The sequence below is a fragment of the Sphingomonas panacis genome, assembly GCF_001717955.1.
Lineage (GTDB): Bacteria > Pseudomonadota > Alphaproteobacteria > Sphingomonadales > Sphingomonadaceae > Sphingomonas > Sphingomonas panacis.
Map to the genome: position 1 here is coordinate 4,089,006 of NZ_CP014168.1, position 13,722 is coordinate 4,102,727.

A 13,722-nucleotide genomic window follows, 5' to 3' on the forward strand; every position below is an offset into this window, starting at 1 on the left:
CTTAGTTGCGGAAAACGCCGCGCTGTTCCCCACTCCCGCCGTTTGACTCTTGCGAGCGTGCTGCGTTGCGGTAATGTGACAGGTGCAGGGGCGAGAATGCCGGCGCCGGCCCTGTGGATCATCCAGCCAGGCATCACTACGCCCGTGCCGTGTGTCGGGTGGCCGGAGTTCGCTCCAGGCGTCGCTAGCTCGTCGTAAGCACCGGTTGCCGGGGCACGGCATCTGTCGGCCCGACGAGGCCAAGTGCATCAATGTCCCCGCCTATCGCCAATCGTGGGCTCCCCGGCGAGCCTTCTGAACCCATAGTCGTGTCTTGCGGCGAGGATAGCAATGAGGCGCGCGCTCCCTTTGATCTGGACGGTATGTATCGCGAGCAGGCCCCTCGCCTCACACGATTCTTTCGCCGGCAGTTGCGAGAGCACGATGAGCCTCAGGATCTGGTGCAGGAAGCCTTCGCGCGACTTGCGTCGTTCATGTCACGAGAGACGCTTAGCAACCCCGCTCCATATCTACAGCGTATCGCGCGCAATCTTCTTTTCGAGCGAACACGTCGGCGCAAATCGCGGATGGCGGCCTTCCACGTCCCGATCGGTGAAGGGATGGACCCGGCGATCGGCCCCGATCAAGCCCATCGTATCGAGGCGGAAGACGTGATGCGCGTGTACCGCCAGGCCCTTGCCGAACTGCCTGAGAAGACTCGCACGGTCTTTCTACTCCATCGTGTCGATGAGCTGACATATAAGGAAATTGGCGAGCGACTTGGCATCAGCGTTCCGACCGTCCAATATCATGTTGCGCGGGCTCTCGCCCACATCGATGCCGCTCTGGAACAAGAATGACCGCAGGCAAGGACGAAATACCCCAAGGGGGCCAGTTGCGTGATGAAGCCGCCAACTGGTTTGCGATCATGCGCGGCCCAGAGGCGGACGATCGGCGTGCCGAGTTCGAGGCGTGGCTTGCACGCGGTGCTCTGCATCGGACAGCTTACAACCGGATTGCCGAAACATTCAGCCTCGGCAAGGGCTTGAAACAGCCCTCTGAAGATGGAGATGCCGTTCGGGAGTCCGACCGTGACCCACCTTCGAAAGGAGGCCGCCGCCTTGCCGCCAGGGGCCTCGCGGTCGCGTTGATCGCCGGCGCAGCTGTACTCGGAAGCCATTTTCTTCGACCTGTCCCCTCAGAGCAGCAGGTTTCGGACGTCCAAGCGGGAGCGAGACCCTCACCCGGCCAGCTTGCGACGAGGATTGGCGAGATCAAGAGTTTCCCTCTTGCCGACGGCTCGACGGTCACGCTCGACAGTGACAGCCTCGTGCTGGTTTCGATCTCGGGCATTCGGCGTGATCTGCATCTTACGCGGGGCCGTGCACGCTTCACGGTGGCCCACGATGCGCGCCCGTTCGTCGTCGCCGTCGTCGGTGGTACTGTGACCGCCCGCGGCACCGTGTTCGACGTCGCCGTGGATCGGGAGGATCGGGTAACTGTGCGGCTGTTGCGCGGAAGCGTCGATGTCGAGATCCGCCAGAAGTCGGCAAATGCCGCCTCTCAGAGTGATATTCAACGCATGACGGTCGGAGAGGTCGTGACCTTCGGAGCGGCTGCCCCGGTCAAGCAGCAACAGTCACCCCTCAAGAGCGCAGATTGGCCCGAGGGCGTCACCGACCTCGATCGAGTGCGCCTTGCCGATCTGATTGCAGAAGCAAATCGTTACGCCACAAAGCCGCTCATGTTCGAAGCCGCCGAACTGGGCGAACGTCGGCTTTCAGGCACGTTCCGTCTTCGGGACACCCGAAAACTGGCGGAGAACATCGGTGATTTGCTTGGGTTGGCGTTGATCGACCGCGCTGACGCATTTGTCCTCGCGAAAACATGCCCCACTCCCACACGGGAAAATTGTCGCCCGCCCTCATAGTCACGGCCCCGGCTGCATGACCGTCCCAGGAAGCTCGATGAGAGAGCCAAGGGGGCGAAATGAAGCATGGATTGAGACTGGGGCTCTTCGGCGTCGCGGCAGTAGGAGCAATGGTTGCGGGCGATCCAGCCGCAGCCCAGGAAAAGCGTCAAGAATATCACCTCGAAGAGCAGGATCTTGGAGATGCGCTAAGAGCGGTCGGTCGGATATCGGGCCGGGAGGTGATGTTTCCTTCCGATCTTGTCGAGGGGAAGCGATCGCCGCGCTTGGATGGAACCTACACCACCGACGAAGCAATCGAGCGCCTCATTGCGCGAAGCAGCCTGATTGCGATCGACCGTGGCGGGAGTATCCTTATTCGGGGGCGATCGGAGGCCGCGCAGGCCGCGGTGAGCAGCGAAACATCTGAAGGCGGCGACATCGTCGTGACAGGTTCTCGAATTCGAGGAGCCCCTCCATCTTCCCCGGTTACCTCTCAGACACGGGAACAGATCGAGGACGCTGGTATCACCGATCTCGGCGGCTATGTGCGCACGCTCACGCAAAATTATGCGGGGGGCCAAAATCCGGGCGTCTCGAGCAATCAGGGTTCGCGTAACGATAACGTGAACAATTCGTCGGCCTTAAACCTTCGCGGTCTCGGAGCAGACGCCACGTTAACGCTGATAAACGGTCATAGGGTTGCCTATGACGGTCTTTTGCAGGGCGTGGACATATCGGCACTTCCACTGGCCGCCATCGACCGTGTCGAGATCGTGGCCGATGGGGCATCCGCGCTGTATGGTTCGGACGCGGTGGGTGGCGTGGCGAATGTCGTCCTGAGACGTGATTATGATGGTCTCGTCACGTCAGCGCGATTTGGCGCCTCGACAGATGGCGGAAATCAACAACAGCAATATAATGCCGTAGGGGGACGTCGTTGGTCCTCCGGCGGCTTTATGGCGGCGATCGACTACAGCCGTTTCACTGAAATCTCAGCAAAGCAGCGGACGTACACGAATACGCTCGACCCATCTGCGACTCTGATCCCGGGCCAAAAGCAGCTGAGTCTGGTGCTTGCCGGTCATCAAGAGATTGCTAGCGGCATCGAGTTCGAACTTGACGGCCAGTTCAACGATCGCCGATCCGCCAATGCCCTCCCCGCACTCGCGACGGCGAGCGTCTTTACGAATGGCATATATCTCAATCCGAAAGTCACAAGTTACACCGTGACGCCGACGTTGCGGTTTTCTCTACCGAAAGGTTGGGCGCTTTCGCTCAGCGGAACGGTGGGAAGCAGCAAATCAGACACCATATCCCGAACGTTTAGTCAGGGAGCGCAAACGAGGCGGACGCGCCTAATATATACAAACGATGTGTCGGCAGCTGAGGTTGCCGCGGAGGGGCCATTGTTCCGGATTGCGGGCGGCGATGTACGCCTTGCGATCGGTGGAGGCTACCGTTCGCTTAGCCTCGACGTCAATGTGGCACGCACCCCGACCGGCGGTCAAACGACGATCGCCGAGCAGACTGGAGGAAATCGCAAAGTCGCTTTCGGATATGGCGAATTGTCCGTTCCGCTCGTTGGGGCAGGAAACGCTCTGCCGCTTGTCGAGAGTTTGACGCTGAATGGTGCCGTACGATATGAGAGCTACAAAGACATTGGTGATGTTGCCGTCCCGAAATTTGGCGTCATTTACAAGCCGCACGGGGATGTAACTATCCGCGCCAGTTGGGGAAAGTCCTTCAAGGCCCCTACGCTCTACCAGTCCTATCAGGTTCGATACGGCAATCTCACGCCGGGAGAGTTCTTTTTCGGGTTTCCTGCCGACCGAGCGGTTCTCGTGGTCGCGGGTGGCAACGACGCTCTTCGTCCGGAGCGCGCGACGACATGGACCGCATCAGTAGAGTTTGAGCCCCGCTTCATTGCCGGGTTGAGAGTCGAGGCAAGCTATTTTGACATTCGCTTCCGCAATCGAGCCGCATCGCCGATCACTGACACACTGAACGCTTTCAATGATCCCAGCATCAGCGAAATTGCCATCCGAAATCCCTCCCCCGAGCGGATCGCCGAGGAACTAGCGCGTTTGCCGCAGGCTGCCGCAAACTTTACCGGCCTACCAGAAAACGAAGTTGTCATCGGCGGCATTCTGGATGGAACGCTTCAAAATGCTGCGCGACAAACGGTGAAGGGAGTAGACCTTGCGGTCAAATATCGGCTCGAATTCGGACAGGATGAAGCTTTCCAGCTCATTGCGTCAGGGAGCTATCAAGAGAGCGAAAGGCAAATTGCTGAGGGAAAGCCCATCATTCAGCTCACGGGATTGATTTTCAATCCACCGCACTGGCGGGGACGGGTTGGGGGAACATATGAACATGCCAATTGGAGCCTCTCGGCATTCGGGAGCTACATAGGCGGCACGCTGGATAACCGTCTCCAGCCGTTCGTTCGGGTGGGGTCATTTACGACGTTAGATGCGGTGCTGAGGGTGCGAACAACCTCATCCAAGGGGCCGTTTCACGGAATTGACGCGACGATCGCAGTTACGAATCTATTCAACGAGAAGCCGGATAGAATTAGAAACAACAATCCGGCCGACAGGCCCTACGATTCCACCAATTATCCAGTGTCTGGCCGAGTGATCGGGCTGACCGTGTCGAAGGCGTGGTAAGCCCTTCAGGACACAAAGTGCCAGGCTTCGCTATTGCCGTTGTATTGGCACTCCAGTTCACGCCGGCGACCGCCGCGCCGCCCCCTTGCGAAGCGTCACGTGCGGGGCAAGTGGATACGGCCGCGGTCCCGCGCGCACTGACGCCCGAGGATTTGGTCCGCCTCAAAGATATCGGCCCGCCGGACCGCGTCTTCCCGGAGTCTGGTTCGATCGCACTATCGCCCGATGGGCAGATGATCGCCTTTCAAGTCCGCGAGGCGGTACCGGAAATCAACAACTACTGCCTCGCAATGGTGGTGGTGCCTGTGCATGCCAATGGCCCGCCTACAATTGTCGATAGTGGTGGCGAGCTAGTTCGAGCGACATATGATTTTCGCGGCAAAGCAGCGTACCCGACAGGCGTTCCACTTCCTATCGCGCCCCAATGGTCTGCAGACGGGCAATGGGTGGCATTTCTGAAGAGGGTTGCCGGTTCGACGCAGGTTTGGCGCGCCGAAGTGAGCGGTGGACTAAGTGTGGCGCTCACGCGAAGCCCCGTGGATGTAGAAGATTTTAGAATCAGTGCTGACGGACGCTCCATCATTTTCTCGACCAGAGAAGGCCTGTTGCGCACGCAGCAGCAGATCCAGAAAGAGGGCCTATCGGGCTACCATTATGATGACCGCTTTGCACCAATGGCGGCTAGCCGGCCGTTCGCAGCGCCACCTATTAGTACCGAGTTTTGGACTGAGACACTTGGTTCCACCGACTTGCGACGGGCAACGGAGGCAGAGATAGAGATTCTCCGAGGCCCTGCGGGAGTGCTCAATGGCGGGCACGGAACCGTCGTAGGCCCCATGGGACGCAAGGCCTGGATCACGCAGTCTGAGCAAGACGCAATCAACAGTCGCAGCTACCTGTTCGTAGATGGACCCGGCGGTCGAAGTATCCCATGCCTCGCAGAGAGCTGCATTGATCGACGGGGCAAGATATGGTGGCAGCCGGACGGTAGGTCGTTGCGGTTTTTCCGGCGCGAAGGGTGGTCAAAGGAATCTACTGCGATCTATGAATGGAAGCCTGGGGATGGCCCGCCCAGAAGGATATACACAACGAACGACGTCCTCTTGGACTGCGTCCCTCGGAGCGGCGATCTCATTTGCCTGCGCGAGTCCTCAACCCAACCGCGCCAGATTGTCCGGCTATCGCCGGAATCTGGGGCCTCCTCTGTGATATTTGATCCAAATCCAGAATTTCGATTCTTGTTGATGGGACATGTCGAAAGGATGAAGTGGCGCAACTATCTAGGGCTTGAAACCTACGGCGACGTCGTTTTTCCGGTGGGATATCGACCAGGCAAACGCTACCCACTGATTATCGTGCAATACGAGAGCCGAGGCTTTCTACGCGGAGGGACCGGCGACGAGTACCCGATTCAAGCTTTCGCAAACCGCGGGTATGTCGTTCTCAGCTTCAATCGTCCGCAGATGGTGGGGCTCCTTAACTCCGCAAAAACAGCAATCGATGTTGAAAGAGAAAACCTGACGGGTTTTGCCGACAGGCGAAGCATCTTGTCCGCATTGAAGGCGGGGGTACAACAGCTCGTACGTCGCGGCATCGTCGACGAACATCGGGTGGGCATCACCGGGTTCAGTGATGGAGCGACCACTGTCCAATTCGCGCTGACAAATGGTGTGCCCTTCGCGGCCGCAGCCGTTAGCAGCATGTTGTGGGACGTATCGTACGCTTCAATGGTGGGGCCTGCCGCCGCTCGTGAATTCGCTGCGCAGGGCTTCCCAACGACCCTCGATACGAATTCGCCATTCTGGCAGCAGCTCTCGTTGTCGCGAAGCGCGAGGACACAACGCACTCCCATTTTGATGCAAATGGCGGATGATTCCTATCTGCCGTCTCTCGAGAGCTTCACGGCGCTGCGCGAGAAAAAAGTTCCTGTTGATTTGTTCATTTTCCCAGGAGAGTATCACGTCAAATGGCAACCAGCCCACCGCCTGTCGATATACGAGAGAAATTTAGACTGGTTCGACTATTGGATGCGGGATATTCGGCAATTCCCGCGGACTCGGACGAGCGATTTGGCGCACTGGGAGGACCTTCGGAAGACCGCTAGCGCGCAGGAAGGCGGGGAGCGCGATTACGGTCCCACCCAGTGATCGAGCCAAGCCTCCATTTCGATAAGCGATAGCAGTCGGATTTGCTCGATGCCTCGGTTTGGAGATTCTTCAGCGAGGGTTTGATCTATCGACTTCGCGTCGAGAATTTTGTTCCTGACCAGGTGCCCGTCAAGAAGCCGTTCGCGGATGTGTCCGCGTCGAGTATCAATGATCTCGTTGCAGAAACCGTCGGGCCTGCCTTTTGTGGTCCGGTACGCAATGTCGCTGGGCAGCACGCCGGCGAAGGCTTCGCGTGCGACCGCACGGTTCACGCCCCCCGCACACCAGCGCCATGTCGGAATATGGAGGCAGGCCTCCATCACGGGTTGCGCCATCAGTGGATTGACGACCGGAAGGCCAATGGCGGCTTCGCTCGTTTGCAGGTTCGGCTGGACCCGTAGCAGCCCCGCTATGTGAGCTGCCTTCCCGGGCAGTGCGTTCTTGGGTGCCTCAAGCCACGGGTGAGAGATCGGGATTGAAGTCTCGATTGCCAACACCTCTTGTGCGAGGAAGAGAGGCTGCGGTCGCCATCGGTAGCTCCGGGATTTGGACTTCGATATACGCCTGGCTGATTTCACTGCTTGTATTGGGCTGCAGCCGGTCAACTTACAGATGTCGCCCACGGTCCGTAGGAGATCGAGGGACCATCCCTCATGAAGATATCGATCGTACAGCGAGGTAGCTGACTGCGAATAGGCAAAAACGTTGTCCCCTCCATTTCCAGAGAAGAACACATCGGCTGAACTGCGAAGCGCTTGCCGAGCAACGGCGGCATTGTAGGCCAAGGATTGCGTTCGGGAGACAGGTAGAGGGAGATGACGAGCGGCCGAGCGGCCGAGCTCGATATCATCAAGCGAGTAATGGTCTTCGATGAGCTCGACGTTGAGGGTATCGCACAAGATTCGTGCGTAGCGTCGTTCATCGCCATCAGCGTCGTTGGTTGTCATCGTCATGCAAGTCAGTTCATGGCCTTTTGACGAGAGGCAGGACGCGACAATTGACGAATCCAAGCCTCCGGAGACGCCAATCAGCACCCGCGGGTAACAGGATCCCCATGCGCTGACCGCCTGCAACACAGCACGCCGCAACCGCTCGGTGCTCGATGTTTCGACTTCAACGTGATCCCATGGAGACCAGCAGGGCAAGCTCTGATCCTGGCCGTTTTCGAGGACGACAGACGTACCTGGTAAAACTTCTTTGACGCCGGTCAGGCCTGTCTCGACTGCAGGAAGGCCATCTGTGTAGATGTGTCGTGCCAGATTCTGCCAATTTGCTGTCGGAGAATACAGCGTCGCCTTGTGAAGAGTTTCAGCACTCGAAGCAAAGGCAAACAAACCATCGACTTCGACTTGGTAGCATGTGATCGATGCGGACGGATCTCTTATGATCCGCGAGCCGTGCTCAGTCTCGAAGACCGCCACGTATCCACCCCAATATCGACTTAGCAAGTGGGAACCATCACTCCTTTGAATAGCTCGAACTTCATCTATGGTGAAGGCGGCTAGCGCCTCGGGCGGTCCATGGCGGTGGAATATCGTGCCGACAATCGCGCCAGTCTCGCCCAATGGCGTGACCGTGAGCTCAACGCTCGCCAGGACGGCAAGTGTTTCAGAAGAAAATTTCGCTGCCAATCCGGTCAGATCTGCCAGGCGATGAAGCATATCTTCGCGGATGTTTGATCCCTTGGCGACTATGATCAGATATTCGTAAAGCATCAGACGGCTAAAATCGGCGCAAACAGAGTAGCCTCGCCCGAATCATCGTGCACAATCCGGGTTCCGTTTTGGACCCAGCAGTGCGCAACGAAGGGGTTTATTCTCACGCCAATGATTAGCGTTGGTTCTAAACCATACGCCCTACACACCGAGAAAAAGGCGAGGGAACGCGGAAGGCATCTGTCTCCGGGTCGGAACAATAAGGTCGTTTTCGCGAAGGCCTCGATAATTTGCGCGTAGCGAAGCTCGACCTCCAGAGTGGTGATGTCCTGCTGGCGCTTCCTCGTGGCGATCGATTGGCTGATTGAAGCAAAGGAACGTGTTCGCAAGGCGACGGCTGATGTAAGCTGCGCGCTGATTGCCCGTGCCAACATGAGCGCCGAGGGGCGCGAATGGGAACCGAGCGCGGGCTCGAACTCTGCTCTCTCAATCACCATCGGCGCAGGGGGTGAGGTTGCAAGCGGGTCTTCGCTGATGATGTCCCTCTTGAGCAGCACTTTCACGGATTCTTGATCGGCTACCGTCAATTCTTGCCCCGCACAAATAGACTGGAATACTGCGTCGATGACGCGCGGAAGGCAAAAATAGCGGTCCGCCTTAAGGTCAAGGAAGACCGCGCGTCCGTTTGTGACGCAAAAAAAGAGATCCTGTCGCAGCCGGTACACCATCGAGGTCCCGAATGTTGAGCGCGCGGCGAACGGTCACCGCGCGCTCGATCGATCAATCGTCGGTGAGACCGGGCTGCAGTTGCCGGCCGTCCCCAGTGTCGCTGAAGGGCGCACCCATGCCCTTGGTCTGCTCGATTACCGAGCCGAGGTCGATCAGCTCGTCGTCGCGGTGCTCGTCGCTCCGGTTCATGGCATTTCCTTCCATCGATGCCGCGTGATCACGGCATGGGAAGGATAAATGATGGTCGTTCTTATATCCGAACTTATAAGGTATCAGTCAGGGCACTAACGGGGTTATCGACCCCGTCCCCCGTTGCGCAGTTCGAGCCAAGCCTTCGTAAGGGTTTGTCATTCTGCCAATTTCAGTGGCCGCACAGTTCCACCCGCCGCTTCCACCAGTTGACGAACTCGCCGCAACCTGCGGCGGTGATACGCCCAAAGGCTCTGAATCAGGTCTTGATCACGACCGCTGGTGGCCAAGGTCTGAACCGCTTGGAGCTCCTGCGCGACGCCAGGGAGGTGCTCGGGCTCTTTAAGGCGAACGGCGTGTAGGCGATCGCTGGCCGCGAGTACGGCGGGAGCGATCTCGCTGTTTTGGGCGCGGATTGCAAGCTCATGAAAAAGTGAGGCGGCAGTCCTGGCGAGCGCATCGCTCGAAGCCTTTTCAAAATCATGGCTTATATCCTGCCCTAGGCATGAGCCTTTGCGTTTGAGCTTAACGGCGTTGCGAATAAGATGGCCGTGCCAGAAGAGCAGATCATGCAATCCTTCCTCTGTCAGATCGGGTATCGCAAATCCGCCTCGACGGAGCGGCACAAGCAAGCGTTCACCGACCAGTCTTTGGGCGCTGTCACGTACAGGGGCAATGCTGACGCCATATTCTCGGGCAATTGTTGCAATCACGATTTCCGACCGAGGCAGATATCTTCCGCCAATGACATCGGCTTTCAGCCTTGCGTAGACGCGCTCAATCGTGACGGTTTCGGGTGACATCTCCCGGGAGCTACCTGCCTGATGGCAATAACGGGCCGGACATTTTGGCACTCCGTAGACCGCACAATGGTACGAATGCCGCTTGGTGCCGCAGCCGCCATCGCGGAATGCCGTCAACGTCAGGCGGATATCCGCTCGAGGCTGGCGTCGAAGGAAAGGAATTCGCCACCTCTCACGTCAACCGAACATGCGAGCGGCGCAATGCTGCGCGATCCTCACCTCAAAACTATGGACGCCGTTGCTAATCGGTCTTCCCGCTCGGTTTTGCTGCGAGTCCGTCATCCGCAGTTAGACATTCCTCATCACTGCTCAATCGATGCGTAAGGGTTGGTAGACAAAACTATGATGGTCAAACTCTATTGTTATCGCGCGCGATAGGAATTTCTAAGAGAATCAGCCGGTGACGTGGCGGGTTCCGCGCTGTAGGTAACCCGGGTTCGCCCGTCACAGGCTTGCAAACTTTGGCAAATGGGCCCGCATCACAAACCGGAAATGGTGAGTGGCTAAAGGTGCTATGCCGCTTGGCGATAGAACGCCGCTCCATCGGCACCATATTTCCGCAACACGTCATTCCAGTCATTGAAACCTGGAGGCGGCCAAACTGTCTCGATCGTCCGGTCAGGCATGGCATAGGCCTGCTCGGCCTTCGCGGCGCCGATCTTGCCGCCGCGATCGTTGTCGGGGAGCAGGAGGAGACGCGTAACGCTCTTGGGGATCGTGATCCCTGCCAGGCGCTCGTTTCCAAGCGTAGCCCACACCGGGAGTCCGAATAGGATCATGGCAGAATAGGCCGTCTCCATGCCCTCGGCCAGGCCGAGCGTAGCTCCCGCCGAAGCAAGCATGACCGCGCCCCCCAGCGGGCGGCCTAGCATTCGCCGCGGATTGGCCAGGTCCCGTGCGCGTCGGGGCTCGTTGGGTTCGAGAAATGTGCGCTGGACCGCAACGAAATGTCCGGCCTCGTGAAGTGCGGAGATCAGGGCTGGACGACAGCTGGCTATCCTGCCCGGCCCAAGCCGGGTGCGGCGGTTGAAACGCAAAACGCGCGAGTCTGCAGGCAGGCCTCGGCGCTGGAGATAATCTGCACCAGAAGTGCCGGGAAGGGGCACAGAGCTATCCCACAGCTCCAACGCCCGTTCGCGGAGCCAAAGCGAAGAGGATGAACTGGAGTGTGTGGCAGCGTCTGCCGGATAAGATCGTAGCGCATTCCGATCGAGCCGACGGATCGCGCGAAGGACGTCGCGGGTGTCGCAACCAGCGAAGCATTTGAAGAGAAGCGCCGTGTCGCCGACCCGGACCGACAGGCTCGGACTAGCATCGTCGTGGGCTGGACAACGGCACATTCCTCCCGACGACGACCAGATCCCGCCAAGGCGCTTCACGAGATCGGCGCCGAGGGATTCAAGATATGGATTTGGTTTTTTGAGAGCAGACTGCGACATGTGCGAACTCCTGGCCGTTCGCTCTTCTCCCCTCCCTCCCTTCCCCGACCGTCGTGCCTTGGTGTAGTTTGTGGCTCGGAACCAGAATGACAGCGCTGGACAGCAGCGCTCAGGACAGTGACTATCTGCAAATGCCGCATGGAAGCCGCCATCGCGAAACAGGATTGCTCCTTCGAAGTTCGCACGGCCTCGCGCTCCGCAGAGACGATGGCGGTGTATGGCAACTCGATGCGCCTCACCGCGCTTACCACCTGATCGGCCAGCGCGTACGACTGGAAGGAATACGCGACGGGTTCGATCTGCTCGGAGTGACGCAGATAGAGCCGCTCAGTGGCAGGTGGCCGACTGACGAGGCTCGGCCGAACCTGTTTAGGAGGGCTGTCGATTGGCTCTTGGGGTGAAAGGTCGAAGCCCACGCCCTTCGCTGCTTGATACTCTCACTGTGCTCGGCAGCATGAAGGAGCGAAATCGCCCCAATCCATGATTGTCGGCACAGGGCGGCCGATGTATGGTTCAGATTGAGATATGATGTCTCACACGTAAGCGTGGCCTGGAGCTTTCAATTACCCACAAGTGGTCGCGAGCGGGATTCCGTTGGCCGCATGAGCATTGCTCGCCTGGAATCAAGCATGATTCATTCCCTGGCACCTGAAGCGGTTGGCGGGGTGCAACGTGGTGACGTCCGTTTTCGATGCGGCAGGATGGGCTGACGGGGATCTCGATCCCGCCGCCTTTCGTGACAAGCGACTGAAGGTCAGGTTCGCGGCATTGTCGATACGCTCGTGAAGGTGGTGGGTGCGCTGGAGGCTGCGGGCATAGAGATCATTGGGCAGAATTCGCCGAGCAGTGGCTTTGGTCGCGGCGTGCGCCTCAAGGAGACAGCGGCAGGCGCCAGGCCGCAGCGGATGCCTTCGCTTCTTTTCGACCAGGGCTCGTCACCGGAAAGCGACGGCGATGGAAAGTGATGCCCGCCTCGTCGCCTTCACGCCAAAACTGATCACTGTCCTCCAAGAAGGCTATAGCCTCACGAGGCTGAGACGCGATGCCGTCGCCGGTCTGACTGTCGCGATCGTAGCCCTGCCTCTCGCGATGGCGCTGGCGATCGCCAGCGGTGCCTCGCCTGAGAAGGGTGTCACTACGTCGATCGTCGCAGGATTTCTGATCTCAGCACTAGGCGGTTCCCGGGTCCAAGTCGGCGGCCCGACGGGGGCATTCGTGGTCGTCGTGTTCAACGTCATCGCGCAACATGGCTATGATGGGCTTCTCCTGGCGACCCTTATGGCAGGCGCATTGTTGATCGTGGCAGGCTATGCGAAGCTTGGGTCCCTGGTCCGCTTCATTCCTTTCCCGGTGGTGACAGGCTTTACCGCGGGAATTGCCGTCATCATCGCGTCCAGTCAGGTGAGGGATTTCTTCGGGCTATCGATGAAGAGCGTGCCCGCGGATTTCATCCCGAAGTGGCAGGCCTATTTTTCGGCGCTGGGCTCCGTGCATGGCGCAACGCTGGCCATGGGTATTGCGTCACTGGCGCCTATTGTCGGCGTTAGAAGATAGGCGCCGAAATTGCCTGGCTTCCTGATCGCCGTCGTTGCCGTGTCCGCACTCGTGGCACTTCTTCATTTGCCGGTCGAGACGATCGGCTCGCGGTTCCCCGGCATGCACGTCGGTCTTCCCGTTCCCAGCGTGCCCGACATTTCACTGAGCAAAGTGCAGGCAGTGATCCCGTCAGCGTTCATCATCGCCTTTCTGGCCGGTATCGAAGCCCTTCTATCGGCAGTTGTCGCTGACGGAATGGCCAGGTCGCGCCACCGATCGAACCAGGAACTCGTGGGCCAGGGTGTCGCAAATCTCGCTTCCGCTTTGTTTGGAGGCCTGCCGGCGACCGGTGCGATCGCGCGGACGGCGACCAATATCAAGGCGGGCGCTATAACTCCTGTCGCCGGAATGCTCCATTCGGGGTTCTTGCTGCTGTTCATCCTGTTTGCCTCGAACCTCATGGTCTTCGTTCCGCTACCCGCCCTTGCGGCGATCCTGTTCATGGTGGCCTGGGGTATGAGCGAGCATGATCGCTTCAACCGTCTTCTGCGCATGCCGAATGGCGACCGAGGCGTGCTGTTGCTGACGTTCGGCTTGACGGTGCTGGTGGATCTGACCGGCGCCATCGCTGTCGGCGTTACTCTCGCTTCGCTGTTGTTCATGA

11 protein-coding genes and 2 pseudogenes are annotated in these 13,722 nt (G+C 58.8%); 7 read left to right on the plus strand and 6 right to left on the minus strand.

The window, feature by feature from the left end:
* Positions 1-251: 251 nt before the first annotated feature.
* From J0A91_RS18720 to J0A91_RS18735, 4 genes are read left to right on the plus strand one after another with little or no spacing between them, the layout of a single operon-like run.
* The gene (locus J0A91_RS18720) at positions 252-839 is read left to right on the plus strand and encodes an RNA polymerase sigma factor (protein ID WP_069206166.1); all 588 of its coding nucleotides are present in this window, start codon (positions 252-254) and stop codon (positions 837-839) included.
* Entirely contained in the window at positions 836-1,909 is a 1,074-nt protein-coding gene (locus tag J0A91_RS18725; RefSeq protein ID WP_069206167.1) for a FecR family protein, read from the plus strand. The genes J0A91_RS18720 and J0A91_RS18725 overlap by 4 nt, the downstream gene beginning before the upstream one ends.
* A 59-nt stretch (positions 1,910-1,968) precedes the next feature.
* A complete protein-coding gene (locus J0A91_RS18730) occupies positions 1,969-4,560 on the plus strand; it encodes a TonB-dependent receptor plug domain-containing protein (protein ID WP_069206168.1) in 2,592 nt (863 codons plus the stop codon).
* Positions 4,561-4,577: 17 nt separating this feature from the next.
* Positions 4,578-6,707: an Atxe2 family lasso peptide isopeptidase gene (locus J0A91_RS18735; RefSeq protein ID WP_169833166.1), complete on the plus strand. Its 2,130-nt coding sequence runs from the start codon at positions 4,578-4,580 to the stop codon at positions 6,705-6,707.
* Here the strand turns inward: J0A91_RS18735 and J0A91_RS18740 are convergent.
* The 6 genes and pseudogenes from J0A91_RS18740 to J0A91_RS25260 form a co-directional block, all read right to left on the minus strand.
* Positions 6,689-8,422 carry an asparagine synthase-related protein gene (locus J0A91_RS18740; RefSeq protein WP_083224771.1) on the minus strand — a complete coding sequence of 578 codons (1,734 nt, stop codon included), beginning with the start codon at positions 8,420-8,422 and terminating at the stop codon, positions 6,689-6,691. The two genes, J0A91_RS18735 and J0A91_RS18740, sit on opposite strands and share 19 nt — an antisense overlap.
* Positions 8,422-9,090, minus strand: a complete 669-nt coding sequence (locus J0A91_RS18745; RefSeq protein ID WP_069206171.1) for a lasso peptide biosynthesis B2 protein — start codon at positions 9,088-9,090, stop codon at positions 8,422-8,424. Before J0A91_RS18745 ends, J0A91_RS18740 begins: the two co-directional genes overlap by 1 nt.
* Before the next feature lie 52 nt (positions 9,091-9,142).
* Positions 9,143-9,280: a benenodin family lasso peptide gene (locus J0A91_RS18750; protein WP_169833167.1), complete on the minus strand. Its 138-nt coding sequence runs from the start codon at positions 9,278-9,280 to the stop codon at positions 9,143-9,145.
* Between the two features lie 158 nt (positions 9,281-9,438).
* Positions 9,439-10,083, minus strand: a complete 645-nt coding sequence (locus J0A91_RS18755; RefSeq protein ID WP_083224772.1) for a GntR family transcriptional regulator — start codon at positions 10,081-10,083, stop codon at positions 9,439-9,441.
* Between the two features lie 512 nt (positions 10,084-10,595).
* Positions 10,596-10,925, minus strand: a complete 330-nt coding sequence (locus tag J0A91_RS24920; protein WP_240502078.1) for a toprim domain-containing protein — start codon at positions 10,923-10,925, stop codon at positions 10,596-10,598.
* Positions 10,926-10,979: 54 nt separating this feature from the next.
* A pseudogene (locus J0A91_RS25260) lies at positions 10,980-11,522 on the minus strand (DUF7146 domain-containing protein); the annotation flags it as partial.
* 131 nt (positions 11,523-11,653) lie between these two features.
* Here J0A91_RS25260 and J0A91_RS24925 point away from each other — a divergent pair.
* The 3 genes and pseudogenes from J0A91_RS24925 to J0A91_RS24930 all read left to right on the plus strand — a co-directional run.
* Positions 11,654-11,923: a DUF5818 domain-containing protein gene (locus tag J0A91_RS24925; RefSeq protein WP_240502305.1), complete on the plus strand. Its 270-nt coding sequence runs from the start codon at positions 11,654-11,656 to the stop codon at positions 11,921-11,923.
* Positions 11,924-12,304: 381 nt separating this feature from the next.
* Entirely contained in the window at positions 12,305-12,487 is a 183-nt protein-coding gene (locus J0A91_RS18765; protein ID WP_206364928.1) for a hypothetical protein, read from the plus strand.
* A 124-nt stretch (positions 12,488-12,611) separates the two neighbouring features.
* Positions 12,612-13,580: pseudogene (locus J0A91_RS24930) on the plus strand (SulP family inorganic anion transporter); the annotation flags it as partial.
* Positions 13,581-13,722 lie beyond the last annotated feature (142 nt).

Coding starts and splice junctions, on each gene's coding strand:
- J0A91_RS18720 (WP_069206166.1), top strand. CDS start 252: ATGTCCCCGCCTATCGCCAATCGTGGGCTCCCCGGCGAGCCTTCTGAA.
- J0A91_RS18725 (WP_069206167.1), top strand. CDS start 836: ATGACCGCAGGCAAGGACGAAATACCCCAAGGGGGCCAGTTGCGTGAT.
- J0A91_RS18730 (WP_069206168.1), top strand. CDS start 1,969: ATGAAGCATGGATTGAGACTGGGGCTCTTCGGCGTCGCGGCAGTAGGA.
- J0A91_RS18740 (WP_083224771.1), bottom strand. CDS start 8,422: ATGCTTTACGAATATCTGATCATAGTCGCCAAGGGATCAAACATCCGC.
- J0A91_RS18745 (WP_069206171.1), bottom strand. CDS start 9,090: ATGGTGTACCGGCTGCGACAGGATCTCTTTTTTTGCGTCACAAACGGA.
- J0A91_RS18750 (WP_169833167.1), bottom strand. CDS start 9,280: ATGAACCGGAGCGACGAGCACCGCGACGACGAGCTGATCGACCTCGGC.
- J0A91_RS18755 (WP_083224772.1), bottom strand. CDS start 10,083: ATGTCACCCGAAACCGTCACGATTGAGCGCGTCTACGCAAGGCTGAAA.
- J0A91_RS24920 (WP_240502078.1), bottom strand. CDS start 10,925: ATGCTTGCTTCGGCGGGAGCTACGCTCGGCCTGGCCGAGGGCATGGAG.
- J0A91_RS24925 (WP_240502305.1), top strand. CDS start 11,654: ATGCCGCATGGAAGCCGCCATCGCGAAACAGGATTGCTCCTTCGAAGT.